This window comes from Armatimonadia bacterium, assembly GCA_039679385.1.
Taxonomy (GTDB): Bacteria; Armatimonadota; Zipacnadia; order Zipacnadales; family JABUFB01; genus JAJFTQ01.
Genome location: JBDKVB010000016.1, coordinates 91,798 through 108,305, shown reverse-complemented (window position 1 = coordinate 108,305; position 16,508 = coordinate 91,798). Strand labels below are relative to the sequence as shown.

Below are 16,508 nucleotides of genomic sequence, written 5' to 3'. Positions count from 1 at the left end.
GGCCGGGTCATACAGGACGAGCACAGAGCCTGTGGCAACGATCGCGGTTGCCCACAGGAGGCTGTTGAGGATACGTCGCGTCATTCATTCACCTGCTGCGGTGATTGCCAGCAACACGGGACGTGCGGTTGACATCGCCGAGACGAAGTCGATGCTGCGGATTGTGACCTCCGGACGGGGGTTGGCCCATTGTACTACGCCAAGGGTCACCAGTGCACCCCCTAGTGTCTTGCCCTCCCACAATCCGATCGCTTGAGCCGGACCACGCTGGGAGTTCCAGTCGTTGATGTTGGCCTGGTAGTCCAGCGGGATCTTGAGCTCCTTGCCGTCCTCGTAGGTGACGACATAGGTTCCGAGACGCTTCGGGTTCTTCGTGGCGTAGAGTTGGCGCTCACGGCCTGCCGGGATGCTGCAGGTGTGCAGGAAGTACAGGGCCGGGGTCTTGAGGCCCACCGCAATCTCGTCGACCTGCTCCGGGTATCCGCCGGGGACGGTCGTCTGGTCGGCGAGCATGATGCAGTTGCGGCGGTCATTGGCGGCAGAGTCGGTGATCACGAAGGGGACATCCCCGACCCAGAGGCGGCCGCTCGGGAGATTGCGCAGGTCCTGCTGGGGGCCTTCGCCCATCCAGCCATCGCGCCGTTCGCTGTCCACGGTGCGAGTGGTGCAGTAGGGGGACAGGTCAAGCAGGCGGAAGGCTCGTGGCGCAGCCGGCGCGGACAGAGACCACAGATGGTTGAACTCCGGCACCGGCTGGTAGGTGAAACTCGCGATGGGTGGCCGGTCAGGTGACCAGGCGTTCTCGCCACCGGTGACCCAGGCCGCCGGCAGGTGAGGCGTGGAGCGCATGGTGCTCGACACGCCCGTCCAGGTTGTGCCGCAGAAGCCAAGGATACCGTTGCGATGGGCGGCTGAGGCGAAGGCGTAGACGTTCACCGGCTCGTACCAGGGGCAACCCACGACCTCGAACCCATGCTGCTTGAAGTAGCCGATGGTGGAGTCGTAGTTGTGGTTCGGGCTGTAGTGCCAGTCGAAGACGAGGATGTCCTTGGCGATGAGATCCGTGGCACGGGCGGTGAAGAAGGGCTTGTCACCGTTGTGCTCGGGCAGGAACTGGTCGCCCCACAGGATCGTGCGCATGCCGTGCTGCTTGATCCACTCGTCGAGCTTGTTCACGTCGTCGGCCCAGAGCTGCCAGGGGTCCTTGGTCTTGCAGCGGTCGCACACGCCGATGTCGTCGAAGCTCGATTCGTCGTGCCCGATGTGGAAGTACCGGGGCTGGAAGACGTCAGTGAGCTCGCCCATGAGGTCGAAGACCAGCGGGTACACCGCCGGGTTCGAGGGGCAGTAGTTGTAACGGCTGCGGAAGCCCTTGACGGTCTGCTGGCTCTCCGCGAGCGAGGCATACTTGGGGAGCCCCAGGACGAACTCGAAGTGTGAGAAGCTTGCGAACTGCGGGATCACCTCGAAGTGTCGCGACTTGGCGTATTCGACCAGCTCGCGAAGCTGAGCCTTCGTGGGTGACCCGCCGGCGGCGATGTCCGGGTGGGTCTCATACTGGAGCCGACCGTTGACCTCCCAGACGATGGTGTTGAACTTGAGCAGCGCGAGGGTGTCGACCATCTGCTTGTAGGCGGCCAAGTCGGCGGCCAAGGGTCCGACCATGTGCCAGCCGCGCCACTGCATCGCGGGTGCATCGTTGATGGTGCCGCAGCGCAGGAAGGGTCCCTGTGCATCGTCGGCGAGCATCTGGCGCAGAGTCTCGACGCCATAGAGCCTGGCCCTCGGCGTCCGGGCTGCAACCTGAACGCCCTGCGGGGTGACACGCACGCTGTAGGCTTCGTCACCGGCCGGGACTGAAGTGTCCACCTCGGCAGCGAGGTCGATGGTCCCGGCAGTTCGACGGGCCCTGCCTTCGACGATGGGGACACGGAGACCATAGCGGCTCTGCAGATCGGCCTGGAGCACTTCGGCCTCCGGTCGCTGAGAGGCGTCGGCAATCCGCAGGCGAGTGCGAGTAGTCGGACGGAAGACTCCGGTCGCCCACTGCACGGAGGTAGGCTGCGGGACGATCACGGGCCCGTAGCGGTCGGCGTTGGTCTCACGCCGGACAAGGGTCGCCGGGGTCGAAGGCGGAGCGGTGAAGACCAGAGTGCCGAACCGGTCGGGACGCGCATATTTGTCGCCGTCCACGTAGGTCCACGTCGAGTCTTCCTCCTTGCCCGAGGCCCGTCGGGTGCGGCAGAACTGCACGCCCCAGGTCTTGCCGGCACGGGGTGCGCCGCCAAGCTTGTCGAAGGGCAGCGTGATCTCCACGAACCAGGCGTCTGCGCCTACCTTGACCGCTGACGACCAGGGCGGAGCCTCGCCGCCGCCGGCTGCTCCCCAGGAGTACCAGTCGGTGTACCACTGCTTGCCGGCCCTTCGCTCCTGAGTCTTGCCGCCACCGGCTCCGACGCCGAGGTGCAGGTAGCCGACGCCGTCGTTTTCGGTATCCAGGAAGACCTCAACACAGTCGTCATTCCAGACCGGGTCGGAGTCCGTAGTGCTCTCGCGATGGAGACTGGCGACACTCGGCTCCTCGCAACGGAAAGCGAGGTGCAGGGCGTCGGCAGAGCTGGCGACATAGGCTGTGGTCTGCACCGGAGCCAACTCGCCACCGCCACCGAGGGGCATGAAGTCGGTCGCAAGGGAGGCGGACTGCCAGATCGGGTCAGAGAGATCGCCGTCGAGAACCGGGGCCGCTGCGACCCGAGGGGCCTTGATCCGCGGACGCTCGGTGACCATCACCAGGGAGACGTCGTCGAACCAAACCGAGCCCCGGCCCTGGGCGACAAGGGAGATCTTGAAGTGGCTGGCGTCGCGGGAGGTGGTGAAGGTCTTGGTGAAGGGACGCCAGGCCGGGTCCTTGCCGCCAGTCAGCGAAACGTCGCTGAGGTAGGCAAGGCCGCCGGAGCGGAACTCGTACAGGGTGACATTGTAGGGCGCCTCGGCCTTGACCCAGCCACTGAGCCGATAGAGGGTCTCGGTCCGCGCCGCAAGGGGCTCCTGGCTGACGCGTACCCAGCCGGAGTTGTCCGAGGTGTGATCGATGCGCTGAGAGGCAGCGCCGCTGTGCTTCACCGCCGTATCGATGGCAAAACCGCCCTGGGCGCCCTGATCCGTGTGGACCTGCGAGCTCCACCCATCGGCGATGCCGTCCTGGTTGTCGTCCAGCTCCAGGCCACCGTTGGGGATCATGTTCGTCAGCGGCCAGGCAAGGGCGCAAGTTCCGACAAGCAGCAGGACAACCAAAAGGTGTCTCATGACGCTTTCTCCTCTGGGCGGAAGTGGGCGGTCACCGACGGCGCTAGACGTACAGCCCGCGACGCTCGTCAAGGGCAAGCTGGGCAAGACGGACGAACTCCGACAGGATCATTGTACCGTTGGTTGCTTCAAGGGTGATTGGACGCGAGTAGCCGACGGCCTCCAGTCCCTCGTAGAAGGGCTCCCAGGCCATGGCGCCCTTGCCGGGGATGACATGTTGGTCGCCGCTGCCGTCGTTGTCCTGCCAGTGGACGGCGAAGAGGCGGTCACCGAAGCCGCGGATCATCTCATCCACCGGGACGCCGGTGATGAAAGCGTGCCCGGTATCGCAGCAGAAGCCCAGGCGCGGTGAGGGAACAGCCTCCAGCAGGGCGAGAAGGTCCTCGATATGGGCGCCGGGGTTCCGCGGGAGCATGTTCTCGACGGCGATGTCGAGGCCAAGGTCCTCTGCGACCGGCATGAGCTGCTTGAGGGACTGAGCGGCGACGAGAAGGCGCGCCTGGAAGGCCTTCGGGTCTTCGCAGCGCGAGGCCGGATGGAGGATAGCGGTGATGCAGCCCAGGCCGGCCGCTACGCGCATCTCGTGGACGAGGGCCTCCAGAATCCTCTCGCGCACAGCCTCCTCGGGGGTGGAGATATCGAAGGAAGGGCCAAAGCAAAGGTGAGCGACGGCCGGTGTGAGGCCGGTCTCAGCCAGTGCCTGCTTGACCTGCTCAACCTGCGCGGGGTCGGTCGGGTCGAAGTGCGACTTGCTGGCAAGGAAGATCTCGACGGCGGTAGCACCGGCTGCGCCAAGGGCACGGATGCCCTCCGGTGCGGTCGGAGCGTGGTGTGTAATGGCGGCCAACTGCATGACACAATCACCTCAGCGAGGGTCCCTGCGTTGGGGGTTCGGGAAGGTCCTGATCGATTGGCATCGTACCGAAGAACACGAGAAAGCCGCAGGCAGCACCCACAAGGAGCTGCGAGCAGAGCACGAGCAGGGCATTCAGCCTCTGTCCGCTCAGGTAGGCCGAGTAGATCCAGCCGCTGGCCGTGAGGAAGGCGGCAAACATTGCGGCGCCAAAGGACATCTGCACCTGTGTCCAGCTTGCCCCGCGACGCTTCGCCCACAGCAGCAGGAACAGGGCCAGGAGCGCCGGCAACACCAGGTGCGGAAGGATGTGGGACAGGTCAGGACGCTCGGCTATCCGGGTGGGCATTGGGCGGCATCACCCCTGGCGTGGCAGGCTGAAGGCTCTGCTTGTCAGGCGGACTGGAGGCTGACCCTGAGAACCTGCATCAACTCTTCGTGCGCCGGGGTCCCCGGAGCGTGACTAAGGGCTCCGGCCATGTACCGGGCAGCGTCCCTGGCCAGGGTCTCGAGCATCTCCTCGGTGACGCCCAAGTGAGCCAGCGAGTGGTCCATGCCGACACGCTCAAGGAGTCTGGCGCAGGTGGCAGGTGCCTCGCAGGCCTCTGCCGGGCCACCCAGGAGCTGCGACACGCGGGCAGCCCTTTCGGGCATGAACTCGCAACTGGCCTTCATGTAGGCAACCAGCATGGCGGCGAGGCCCTCACCATGGGCAACCTGCGGGTAGTGTCCGCTGACGGGATGCTCCAGAGCGTGCAGCATGCTGACGCCGCAGTTGGACAGACCCATTCCAGCGAAGTAGTTAGCCAGTGACATGTTGTGGCGCGCTTCTTTGTCCATCCCGTTGTCGACCGCACGCGGCAGGAACTCGCCGACCAGACGGATGGCCTCCTGGCAGGCCAGATCGGTCACAGGCTGGGCGTTGAGCGAAAGGTAGGCCTCTGCGGCATGGCACAACACGTCGACGCCGGTCGCTGCCGTGGTCCTCGGCGGAGCGTTGTAGGTGAGCTCGGGATCGCAGATGCCGGCGCGCGGGTAGACGCGATCGTCGCGGATGGCCGTCTTGTCGCGGGTGTCGTTGAGGGTCACCACGGCAAAGGGTGTGAGCTCAGAGGACGTTCCGGCGGTGGTGGTGATGCAGACGATGGGCAGCGTCCGGTCGGTCGGCACGCGGACCTTGCCCTTCTCGTCGGGGGTAAGGAAGGCGCGGACCGGAAGGTCATGCGGCGCAGCGACAGCGATGGCCTTCGCCGAGTCCATGGCGCTTCCGCCGCCGAGACCAACCACCACATCGCAGCCGGCCTCGCGGGCGAGTTGTGCGCCCTCGTCCACCACTGTGTCCGTCGGGTTGGGCGGAACGGCGTCGTAGACGGTCGCCTGGACGCCCCGCTGGGACAACTGCGCCAGAGCGCGATCCAGGTAGCCGAACTTGCGAGCGGCGCTGGTGCCGGTCACCAATAGCGCGTGATGGTCAGTGGGCTTCATGCACTCGCCGAGGCGGTCCAGAGCACCCTCCGCGAAGAGGATGCGAACGGGGTTGAAGTATTCGAAAGCTGTCACAGTGGTCTCCTGAGTGGTCGATGGTGAGTTGTCTCTGTGGATGGCCCGGGAGCAGCCTAACTCTCCGCAGGCTTCGTCTCCTTCAGGTCAAGCGGGATGCGGAAGCTGATCGTTGTGCCCTTGCCTTCCTCGCTCTCGACCCAGATGGTGCCCTGATGGGCATCCACCACGTTCTTGACGATGCGCGTTCCGAGTCCGGTGCCCATGGGCTTGGTGCTGATGGCATCGTCGGTGAAGAGCTTCTTGCGCACGTTTTCAGGCATCCCGGAGCCCGTGTCGACGCAGTCAACCTGGCAGTAGCCGCCCTCCGGGAAGCTGCCCTCGGGCTGTGCCGAGATGCGAAGCGTGATGGAGGCTCCCGGGGCACAGGCGCCGAGCGCGTTGAAGACGAGGTTATAGATCGCGTTGTAGATCTGCTTCTTGTCGATGGCGAAGGGCGCGATCTGCCCGACGCTTTCGACTGCAAGACGCACTTCGGCCTTCTCGGCCTGGTGGGCAAGGAATCCGACGGCACGCTGGGCGACCTCGGCAATCTCGGCCTTCTCGAAGGAAGGCTGGGAGATGATGCCCTTGACGGCAGCGGAGATCTCGGCCATCCGCTGCTGCACGGCGTCGGCTCCGTCGAGGACCAGGTCGAGCATCTCGGGCAGCAGGTCGCGAAGCTCCTGCACGCTGCCCTCAAGCGCGTTGTGGGCGGCTTCGTCACAGGACGCCTTGCCGAGGGCGTCGTCGAAGGCGGAGAAGGTATCCTCGCCGATCAGCTGGAGCGTCTCGGCACTGGTCTGGACAGGGGTGATCATGTTCTTGACGTCGTGGCTGATGTCGCCGATGAACTGCACTACCTGGGCGAGACGTGCTTCCTCCTGGAGTCGCGCTGCTTCGATGGCGGAGGCGATCTGTGCTCCGAGGATCTCGAGGGTCGCCACGTCGTGGCCGTCGAAGTGACCATCGGACTTGTTGAGTACTTGGAGGACGCCGATGCAGTGGCCGCCGAAGCTCTTGAGGGGCACCGTGACCATGTTGACGGTCTGGAAGTTGATGCGCTCGGTGAAGTCGCGCAGGTGCTCGCGCTCCTTGCTCATGTCCTCGCTCACACGTGTCTCACCGGACTGGAACACCGCTCCCGCGATGCCCTGGCCGACGTCGATCTCGACGTCAATGAGCTCCGCCGCCTTCTCGCCCACCACGTGGCGGAAGACCAGCTTGTCCTTCGTGGCGTCGTGGAGGAGGATGGAGCCGGCCCTGGCGTCCACCACTTCGAGGCTCGTCTGGAGAGCCTCCTCGACGGTCTGAGCGAGCTTGGTGACTGCGCTCAGTTCGGCGGCCATACGGCTCATGGCCGCGATCTGTCGGTCTCGCAAGGTGATCTGCAACTGCAGTTCGCGCAGGGCGTCCTCCGCAGCGCTGGCCATGTCGTCCTCCTGCAGGCAAGTCAGAAGAGGCCTGATTCCTCGGCCTGTATACCTTCGTCATGAGAGGGTGGTTGACCTCTGGACGAAGACGATAACGCCAGGTGACGGAAACCAAGCCACCCGGCGTTCGTTACACGATTGCGGAGGGAAGCACGCAGGGATCAGAGAGGCAGGTCCGTGCCGACGCCCTTCTCCAGGGCGAGACGGTAGACAAGGTCTGCCGTGACGCAGTCATCGACGGCGATGCCCATGCAGATGGACATGGTGCGCTCCTCGGCGTGCTCGCGTCCCGGCTTCTTGCCGGCCACGATCTCACCCAGGTCGGCGTAGGGCATCGGCGTCGTCTTGAAGTAGCCCTGCTGGCGATAGTAGTCCATCTGGCCCATGTCGTCGGTGATCAGGCGGTCGACGCCCTGCATTACCTCAGGGCACCAGGCACCATCGTAGTCCACCGGTGCGGCCATGGCACCGGGCTTGAGCCAATCGAGGTGCAGATGGGGAGTCGGCTCCTTGGGACTCGGACCGGCCGTGACGATCAGGTCGGCGCCACGCACGGCCTCCTCGGGCGAGGAGACCACGTCGATCTGAACAGCGACTCGCTCCGACATCTCGCGGAGGTAGGCGTCCGCAGCCTGGTCGTTGGGGTCCCAGATCCGGCAGCGCTGGATCGACGGGAACTGGGTTGCCATGGCGAGGAGGTTGCCTCGCCCCTGGACCCCGCAGCCGAGGACCGAAACCTCGGCGGGGTCCGTCGGCCCCAGGTACTTCATGGCGACTGCATTGGCCGCACCGGTGCGCATGGCGGTCACCCAGCCGCAGTCCATCACGCACAGTGGGAACATGGTCTGCGGGTCGTTGACCACGAGCAGGCCGCTGATGGTCGGCAGACCAAGCTTGTAGTTGTCATCCGCGCCGCCTACCCATTTGACGCAAGCGGTGTCAAGCTCGCCCCCGACATAGGCGGGCATGGCGTGCAGGAAGGTCCCTGCGCCGCGTGGACGGATGGCGATCTTGGGTGGCATCTGGGTCTGGCCGAGGCCTTTGAGGCGGAAGCCGGTCTCAACGGCTTCGATGACCCGGTCCATGCCCAGGGACAGCGATTCAACGTCGGCGCGAGACAGGTAACGCAAGGTCATCACGGCGTGCCCCCTGCTGTGGTCGAGTTCGCGGCTTCGGAGGGGCCGCCTGTGCCGGCGTTGCCCTGCGGCATGTCGCCGAGGACCTTCCCGACGTCAATGGCCACAGGACGCCCGTCCTTGGTCTTGCCCGCCTTGGACGCCTCCTCACGAACCTTCTGCCGCTGTTCCGGAGTGAGTGGTACGCGCGGCGCGGTGCGATAGGCATTCTGAAGGGCGACCTTGGCCATATCCGTCTGGCCCTGCTCCCGGAGCAGACGAGCCATCAGGAGCCAGATGCGGAAGTTGCGCGGATTGGCTCGCACGGCGGTGTCCATCTCGCGCAGGCCCTCTGTCGGCTTGCCCATGCGGTACAGGGCAAGTGCGGCGACAGTAGCGGCAGTGCCGTCCCCGGGGTCGAGTTCGGCGGCCTTCTTGGCGACCGTTCGGGCCTCCTCGAGGCTATTGGGATCGGCTATGAGGAGGGTGGAGAGAACGAGGAAAGGTCGGGCGTCTTTGTCGTCGAGGCGGACCGCCGTACGCAACTGGTCCGCGGCCTCCTTGCGGCGCCCGGCCTGATCCAGAAGCTCACCATAGACCGTGTGAGCCGGCGCATTGTCCGGGGCCACACCGACCGCGTCGCGAGCGGCGTCGAGGGCCATCTTCTTGTCACCGTTGAGCAGGTGAGCGCTGACCATGTTCAGTCGGGGCGACGGGTCGCGCGGGTCCAGGTCAAGGGCCTTCTGCAGCTCGGGGATTGCCTCGGCAGGCTTGCCCTTGAGCAGCAGATGACGAGCGAGCAGGTCGTAGTACTTGGCCTGCTTAGGGTTGATGGCGATGGCCGCCTGAGCCATCTTGATGCCGTTGTCTGCGTCGGCAAGGTACAGGTTAGCCTCAGATAGCTTGTAGGCGATCTCGGCGTCCTTGGGCGCCAACTCGGCCGCCTTCTTGAGGGCCACGTAGGCGTCGTTGTAGGCCTTCTGGTCGATATAGGCGTTGCCCAGGGCCAGGTAGTTGGCCGGTGTCGGCTGCTTCGCGACGGCCGCCTGAGCCTTGGCCACGGACGACTCCGTCGTTGGCGTATCCTTGCAGCCGCTCAGGGACAGACCCAGGATACAGAAGGCCGCTGCCGCAAGGAGAGTGCTCGATTGATAGCGCAACCTGCGTAGGGCTGGACGGTGGTGGGTCCCTCGGTACATGCTTTGTCCCCTTCCAGGGCGTATCCCAGGGGTGAGTTCATCTCAGGTTGCCTGAACAGAGCCGGAACTCGCGACCGGCTCAGACCAGCTCGCGACCCTCACAGGCCCAGCGAAGGCGGCAAAGCGTGCAGCGGTCGTCGCTGACCTTCCCGAAGCTCCCGCGACGGATCCCCCGGACGGCCTCGAGACCCCGGTCGAGGGCCTCCCGAGCGGTCGCTACGGGGTCACACTTCGCAAGCTGAAGCCCCGCATCACTTAAGTATACAATGGTCGCCGAGTCAAGGTTCCCCGTGCCCACAGACTGCACGGCGGCGCAGTACAGGCCAAGCTGGAGCCGGTGCTCACTCTCCGCCTCCGGATTGTGCCGGCCGGTCTTGAAGTCGAGCAAGTGCAGGTGGCCCTGGGCGTCCTCGACCAGCGCATCCACCTTGCCCTCGAACAAGACGGGTGGGTCCGGCACGGAGAACAGAAGCGTCATCTCCGTGCGCAAACGCTGGGCCGGTGCTACGAGGTCTGCGTAGAGGTCGCTTTCCAGGTATCTTTCCACCAGACCGCGCAGGTGGTCCATGCTCAGTCGGGCCCTCCGTGCCAGGGGTGCATCCAGCGCAAGACCCTCGGCAAGCACAGTCTCCAGGCGGTCCTTGCCTCCGCTGCCCACGATTCGCAGGAGCCGGTGGACGATCTCGCCTAGTTCGATGGGAGAGAGTGCCTCGTCGGGTGCAAAGGAAGGGGCACAAGGCGCCTCTTCCGGGACACCCAACAGATAGCGCAGGGCATACCGCCGCGGACAGAGGCTGTAAGTGGTCAGCTCGGTGGCATGGAACCTGTGCTTGGCGGCATGGTCGGGCTCTAGCTGCCGACAACGCGCCAGGACAGGCCGCAGATCAGTAACCGGCGGTGCAGCGGTCTTGGCTGGTTCCTCCGGCGACGGCGATGAGGCTTCCGGCGACGAGGTTGCCTCGGTCTCGCCGAGGGGCTGCAGGATCTGCAGTCGGCCCTGCCAGCCCGGGCCGGTGATGACCGAGTCTGTGGGCTCGTCGAGGCGGATGCCCAGGGCGTCGCAGATCCAGGCGACGGGGTCCTTGGCCTTGTCCCGGGACTTGTCGGCAATCCCGGCCGACAGGATCAGGTGATCCCGCGCCCGGGTGTAGGCCACGTAATACAGTCGTCGCAACTCCGCGAGGTCCTCGTCTTCATTGCGCCGCTGAAGGAGCTGTGCCTGTGGCGGCCACTCAACCTTCTCATCCCTGTGCCCTCGCGCTACGAGGCCGAGCTTGGGGTGTAGGCGGAGCGTGATGGCGCCCGGGAGTTGGTTGTGCGTGGACTTGCGGGCGAGGTCCGGCACGATCACGACCGGCCACTCCAGGCCCTTGGCGGAGTGGATCGTGAGCAGCTTGACGACGTCACTGCCTTCCTCCGCGACGGGAGCGTCGCTTTCGCGCTCCTCACGGAGGTCCATCTCGTTGAGGTAGGCCACGAAGTCGCGCAGGCTGTAGTCGCCGGAGCGCTCGTACTGGGCTGCAATCTCGGCGAGCTTGCGCAGGTTCGAGACCATCTGGGGCCCATTGAACAGGCCGGCAAGGGTGGCCGACAGACCGGTGGTCTCGAGGACTTCACTGATAAGCTGTGACAGTCGCAGGCGGTTCTTGAGGGTGCGAAGGCGCTGAAGACTGTCTGCCGCGAAGACTACCTTGCGCCCCTCGGCCTCGCTGAGGTGGGACAAGGGCGGCCGCCAGTCCACCTCCGAGCCGTGGGTGGCGATACCGGCGCCGGCCATCTGCAGACGCTCCCACCAGCCTCCCGGAAGGCGACTGAGCCAGAAGAGGGTCTCGTCACTGAGCGCGAAGAGGGGCCCGCGAAGGGTACCGACCAGCGCGACCTCGTCCTGACCGTTCTCCACCGCCCGCAGGCAGTTGAGGACGTCCTGCACCTCCTGGCGTCGGAAGAACCCACGACCGGACAGGACATGATAGGGAACGTGCTGATCTCGCAAGGCCTGCTCGTAGATGCCCAGGTCGGTTGTGGCGCGGAACAGCACAGCACAATCACCATAGCGCACCGGCCGGGCGACCTCCGTGCCGTCGTCACCCGGCGTCGCCACCAACAACTCGCCCTGCTCCACCGCATCGCGCAGGCGACGGGCCAGACGCTCCGCTTCGAGGGTTCGCATCCGCTCCGCCAGGCTCCCCGATCCGTCAGCGGAGTCCTTGTCGCCGACCAGGAAGTGGAACTCGACGGCCTGCTCCTCCGGGACCTCACGGTGACTCGTCAGCGGCTCATAGAAGGCCTCGTACTCCTCCTTGCGCTCGGAGCCCATCACGGCGTCGTGGGAGAACAGGTCATTGAAGAAGGCGATGAGGGCGGGCCTGGAGCGGAAGTTCACGGTCAGCCTCTCCAGGGATCGCGGATCGGCCTCGGTCATCCTGTCGCGCGTGCGGTTGAAGACGGTGACGTCGGCGTTGCGGAAGCGGTAGATGGACTGCTTCACGTCGCCAACTACGAAGCGGTGTGCGCCGCGGTCGGCGAGCGGCCACAGGATCTTCATCTGCAGATCGTCGGTGTCCTGGAACTCGTCAAGGAGCACGTGGCGGATTCGCGACTGGTACTGAGCCAGGATCTCGGGCCGCCGGTCCCAGAGCTCGGAAACCCGTATCTGGAGGTCGGTGAAGTCGAGGACCGCGAGGTCCTGCTTGGCCTCCTCGTAGGCCTGGGCAGCCGCCGCGGTCTCCGTCATCAGGGCTGCGGTGAGGCCGGCCAGCCGCTCGTGCTCTGGGAGAAGCTCGAGCTTACGCACCTCGTCGACACGTTGACGGACCAAGCCCTCGGCGCTGTTGGTGAACTGCTTGATGCAGGCCTTCGCACGAGCAAGTGCCTCTTCGCTGGGCCACAGCCCCTTCTGACCGGCATTGGTGCTCCCCTTGCCGAGATGGGGCAGCAGCTCGAACCTCTCGGCGATGGTCTTGGTCACGTCCTCGATCTGGCGCACCCGCCCCAGGATGCCGAGGCGGATCTGTTCGAGCTTGTCCTTCGGGTCGGCACCGGTACAGTTCTCCAGCTCAGAGGTCGCGTCGGCCCACTCGGGCGAGGCGACCAGCTCGGAGAGAGCCTCCCCCTGCTGCTGAGGCAGGGCGTCGCACCAGGACTTCCACAGGGCCTCGGCGTCAAGGTGGACGGAGCCTTCCTGCCACAGCCATCCGTAGCGCGCTCGTTGGTCGATGAGCGACACCACGGTCGTGCAGGCGCCGTCGAGACGTCGGTCGGCGACGATCTCGGCGGCAGTGCTCACGTTGGCATCCAGCCGCGACAGCAGGCAACGACGCACGCACTTCTCCAGCAGCAGGGCTTGCTCAGGGCCCTCGATGACGCCAAAGCCGGGGTCGAGACCGGCGGCGATTGCGCTGTCGTGGAGGAAGCGACTGCAGAGGCCGTGGATGGTGTCGATGGGAGCGGTCTCCAGCTCCCGGGCGGCTCGACGCCAACGGTCGCCGTTCTCGTGGGCTGCGAGCTCCCGGCACTTCCCGCGGAGCCGCTCCTTCATCTCGCCCGCCGCTTTCTTGGTGAAGGTCGCGGCGATGATGTCGTGCGGGCTCAGGCTCGGCGTGGCCTCAAGGATATGCAGGTAGTGGTTGACCAGCAGACTGGTTTTCCCGGCACCGGCGCCGGCGTCGAGGAACAGGTCGCGATCGATGCCCTCCGTGGCCTGAAGGCGGGCCTCATGGTCGGCAGGTTGGCGCAGGTTCGGTGTCATGCGTGCAGCGCCTCCCAGGCCTCGCGCTTGCGGGCTGCGCTCTGGCGTTTGAAGCGGCAGATGTTCTTGAAGTCGCAGTGGTCGCACTCGGTGGCGGGGATCACTGGGAACTCGCCCCGCCGAAGGGCCGCCACGTGGTGCACCAGGTACCACACGGCAGCATCAACCAGATCGGCGATCGGCGGTGTGTTCCGGTTCGCTTCCTGGCCGGCTCGGTACTTGAACTCCACCGGATGTGCAACCCGGTAGTAGGCCCACCAGGAACCCTCAGCTTCCAGGCCCTCGAAGGCGGTCCTTCGTGCGGCCAGGTAGTAGAGGGGAAGCTGGAAACTGACGCCGTGCTGGATGGCGGCTGGTGACTCGCCCTGTCCGCGCTTGTAGTCGAGGAGCACGAACTGCAAGGGCTCCGTGCCCGGTATCACATCAATGCGGTCGATCCGCCCGTGGAGCAGGAGTGCATCTTCGCCCTCGCCCAGAGTGAAGGGTGACGCCTCTCCGTATTCGATTTCCGTTCCCCAGACGGCGCGCGGCGTGCCCTTGGGGTCCTCGTTGTGCCTGGCCTCGAAGAGCAAGACTTCCTGGAGGTCCTGCTCGACCTCCTGCCGGGTGATCTCCCACAGGCGAGCGTGACCGACGAGTCCACGGGTGTCCCACTCGCGGAAGACTGCGCCGACCAAGCTTGTGAGCCGCTCGGTCTCAGCCTCCAGTTCGTCGCTGGTGAGCGGCCGGAAGTTGTCGGTGCCGTGCTGGCGCTCTCGGAAGAAGTTGCGCAGAACCCGGTGGGTGATGAGGCCAAGATCGAGCGCCTGGGCCTCCTCCGTGGGCTCTTCCAGTGCCGAGAGTTGGAGCACGTCCGCGAAGTAGAAGCTCAGCGGGCAGTTGCCGTAGCAGGCCATGGCACTGGCGCTGAACTTGTGGTCAACACCGAAGAGACCACGGACGGTAGCCTTGGCCTCGAGGCTCGGGAGTACACCCTCAAACACTCCCGGCGCGTGCAGGGAGTCGCGCTGGCGCTCGACGGCCGCGGCCCGCTGCACGTGACTCCAGCGGTCAGCCGCGACTTCTCGGGCTACAGGAGCGAGGTTCTCATCAAGGGCGGCGGCCTCCAGCAACTCACGAGTGCAAGCCAGCTCTCCCGGTGACGCGACGATCTCGGACAGTCGCGCCAGCTCGGGCTGCGGTGCGCAACCCGGCTCGAAGCGCGACAAGACCTCGTCCACATAGTGCGAGCGCAGCAGCGGCTGGCCCTGGGTGTCACTGGTCGGGTAGCTGAGCCATACCCGCCGGGTAGCGCAGCTCAGTGCAGTGTACAGCAGGTAGCTCTCTTCGCTCTGCTGTGGCAGGCACTCCTCGAGGACGAGGCTGCCGGCGTTGAGACGACGCCGGGCATCGTCGTGGTAGAAGGGCTCCTGACGACGGGCCCGAGGGAAGCTACCCTCGATGAGACCGGGCAGAAAGACCTCCCGGAAGCGCAACTGACGGACCTCATAGGCATCCAGCACACTGACCGCCTGGTCGAAGGAGCGACCGTCGGACAGGCGACTCTCCGAGCAGTAGTCACGTAGATGGGCCAGGAGGTCAGCGGGCTTCACCACGGGATCGGTGCCCATCTCGCCGGCCGTCTCGGCCATCTCCCGCAGTCCCTGGAAGAGCAGCTCGAGTGCGCTCAGGTCGCGGGCGATCTCGTGCAGGTCGTGCTGCGCGTTCCTGACGCCCTCGAGGATCCCCAGAGTCGTCACGGCCTGCACCAGGGCGGCTACTGCCGACGACAGGCGCTGTGAGCGCTCCAGCGGCGACAAGACTCGGCGCAGGGAATCAAACAGCGTGGCCGCCGCTTCGGCTCTCCTGACCTCCGCCTCGATCGCCGACGGGGACCGGGGTCGGTTCTCCTCGTCTTCCTCCGCCTCGGCCTGCAGGGCACGATCCCTCTCCGCCGCCAGGCGACTCTGGTAGACCTTGAACTGTCGGGCCCAGGTGCCGCCTCCGCCGAGAATGTGAGCGGCGAGAACGCAGGCCTCGAAGTCATCGGGCGTGATCGCCTGGTCGGACAGCAGCTCGGAGGAGCTCACGTAGCTGTTGCCCACCAGCTTGGCGACGTCCGCGGCTTGGTAGTCGTCGGCCACCACATGAAGGAGGTCGAGAACCGCCTGCACCACCGGGCGGGCGCTGAGCGACTCGCCGTGGGTGATCGCGCAGGGCAGACCATACTCGGAGAAGACGTCGCGAAGGGCGACGGCGTAGGTGTCGGGATCGCGCAGGACGACTGCGATCTCCGAGGGCGGCGTGCCCTCCAGCAGAAGACTCTTGATCTCGCGAGCAAGACGACGCACCTCCGGCACGACGCCGGGAGCGCCCAGAAGACGAAGAGAGGCGTCGCTGCGGAGGTCCCGCCGACCGTCGAACCGGAAGAGGGCGCTGCGGATGCCCTGGAGCGCCGAGGTATCCGGCTCAGGCTCAAGCCACTCGACCCTTGCACCCTCCAGGGACAGGAGACGCCCCAAGGTCCGACGAGGAACTGCGAACAGGTCGCTGTCCTGCGCGGCCTCGGTAGAGAGACCGACCACACAACGCTCGACGTGGGCGGCCAGGTCCTCGAAGACCTGCATCTGGGTCGTGGTCAGCTCGCTGAAGCCATCCAGGAGGAGAAGGCTGACGCGATCCAGCGGTCGCCGCTTGCCGTCCCGCAGGAGCGCTCGGGCTTCCCAGAAGGCGCCCGGCTCGTCATACAGACCGCGCTTAATCAGGTGGTCCTGGTAGGCGCGGTAAAGGGCGATGAGATCGGCATTGACCGGGTGATCGGGAATTCGCTCGTGGGTGAGTTGCTCGAAGAGCGACGGGTCGACGGCAGCGCGTTTCAGCTCGTCGAGGATGCTCCCCACGGCTCGCAGGAAGCCGGGGAAGCTCGCCACTCCTTCGAGGTAGGGGAGACGGCCCTGACCGTGCAGGTCGTCGATGAGCTGAGTCAGGAGCAGACGACGCTGGAGGTCGGAGATCCGCCGCACCGGACGGTGGTTGGCGTCAAGTAGGGTCTCGGCCAGTGTGGGGAAGGTGAAGATGCGGGCGTCATAGAGGCCGCCCTTGCTCCGTGCCCTGGCGATCCGGTTCGAGTAGGCCGCCACAGCCAGAGTCGTGGGCAGCAGAAGGGCGACGGAGTCGTCTCCGTAGCGGTCGGCATGGGTGACGTAAGCCTCGACAAGGCGCCGTGTCTTGCCGGCGCCGGTTGGGCCACACAGCAGGAGGATGTCACTCACGCAACTCACCGTCCGTGGACCGGGAAGGCCCGTGCTGCCCCAGCGGGGCCAGGAGTAGCGACTC

9 protein-coding genes are annotated in these 16,508 nt (G+C 65.8%); all 9 read right to left on the bottom strand.

Annotated features, from left to right (window positions below):
- Positions 1 to 84: 84 nt before the first annotated feature.
- Positions 85 to 3,306: a family 20 glycosylhydrolase gene (locus ABFE16_01520; protein MEN6343947.1), complete on the bottom strand. Its 3,222-nt coding sequence runs from the start codon at positions 3,304 to 3,306 to the stop codon at positions 85 to 87.
- A 43-nt stretch (positions 3,307 to 3,349) separates the two neighbouring features.
- Positions 3,350 to 4,159 (bottom strand): sugar phosphate isomerase/epimerase family protein, encoded by an 810-nt coding sequence (locus ABFE16_01515; protein ID MEN6343946.1) that lies wholly within the window; start codon positions 4,157 to 4,159, stop codon positions 3,350 to 3,352.
- A gap of 7 nt (positions 4,160 to 4,166) precedes the next feature.
- Positions 4,167 to 4,508 carry a hypothetical protein gene (locus tag ABFE16_01510; GenBank protein ID MEN6343945.1) on the bottom strand — a complete coding sequence of 114 codons (342 nt, stop codon included), beginning with the start codon at positions 4,506 to 4,508 and terminating at the stop codon, positions 4,167 to 4,169.
- 44 nt (positions 4,509 to 4,552) lie between these two features.
- Positions 4,553 to 5,719, bottom strand: coding sequence for an iron-containing alcohol dehydrogenase (locus ABFE16_01505; GenBank protein ID MEN6343944.1), 1,167 nt, complete (start codon positions 5,717 to 5,719; stop codon positions 4,553 to 4,555).
- A 56-nt stretch (positions 5,720 to 5,775) separates the two neighbouring features.
- Positions 5,776 to 7,131: a GAF domain-containing sensor histidine kinase gene (locus ABFE16_01500; protein ID MEN6343943.1), complete on the bottom strand. Its 1,356-nt coding sequence runs from the start codon at positions 7,129 to 7,131 to the stop codon at positions 5,776 to 5,778.
- Between the two features lie 161 nt (positions 7,132 to 7,292).
- A complete protein-coding gene (locus ABFE16_01495) occupies positions 7,293 to 8,267 on the bottom strand; it encodes an ornithine cyclodeaminase family protein (GenBank protein ID MEN6343942.1) in 975 nt (324 codons plus the stop codon).
- Positions 8,267 to 9,307 carry a tetratricopeptide repeat protein gene (locus ABFE16_01490; GenBank protein MEN6343941.1) on the bottom strand — a complete coding sequence of 347 codons (1,041 nt, stop codon included), beginning with the start codon at positions 9,305 to 9,307 and terminating at the stop codon, positions 8,267 to 8,269. Before ABFE16_01490 ends, ABFE16_01495 begins: the two co-directional genes overlap by 1 nt.
- A gap of 217 nt (positions 9,308 to 9,524) precedes the next feature.
- Complete coding sequence (locus ABFE16_01485; GenBank protein ID MEN6343940.1) at positions 9,525 to 13,193, bottom strand: UvrD-helicase domain-containing protein; 3,669 nt, start codon at positions 13,191 to 13,193, stop codon at positions 9,525 to 9,527.
- Positions 13,190 to 16,444 carry a PD-(D/E)XK nuclease family protein gene (locus tag ABFE16_01480; GenBank protein MEN6343939.1) on the bottom strand — a complete coding sequence of 1,085 codons (3,255 nt, stop codon included), beginning with the start codon at positions 16,442 to 16,444 and terminating at the stop codon, positions 13,190 to 13,192. Before ABFE16_01480 ends, ABFE16_01485 begins: the two co-directional genes overlap by 4 nt.
- Positions 16,445 to 16,508: the final 64 nt, after the last annotated feature.

Bases quoted from the DNA above. Each gene is read 5' to 3' on its own strand.
- ABFE16_01485 (MEN6343940.1), bottom strand. From the start codon at position 13,193: ATGACACCGAACCTGCGCCAACCTGCCGACCATGAGGCCCGCCTTCAG.
- ABFE16_01515 (MEN6343946.1), bottom strand. From the start codon at position 4,159: ATGCAGTTGGCCGCCATTACACACCACGCTCCGACCGCACCGGAGGGC.
- ABFE16_01500 (MEN6343943.1), bottom strand. From the start codon at position 7,131: ATGGCCAGCGCTGCGGAGGACGCCCTGCGCGAACTGCAGTTGCAGATC.
- ABFE16_01520 (MEN6343947.1), bottom strand. From the start codon at position 3,306: ATGAGACACCTTTTGGTTGTCCTGCTGCTTGTCGGAACTTGCGCCCTT.
- ABFE16_01495 (MEN6343942.1), bottom strand. From the start codon at position 8,267: ATGACCTTGCGTTACCTGTCTCGCGCCGACGTTGAATCGCTGTCCCTG.
- ABFE16_01510 (MEN6343945.1), bottom strand. From the start codon at position 4,508: ATGCCCACCCGGATAGCCGAGCGTCCTGACCTGTCCCACATCCTTCCG.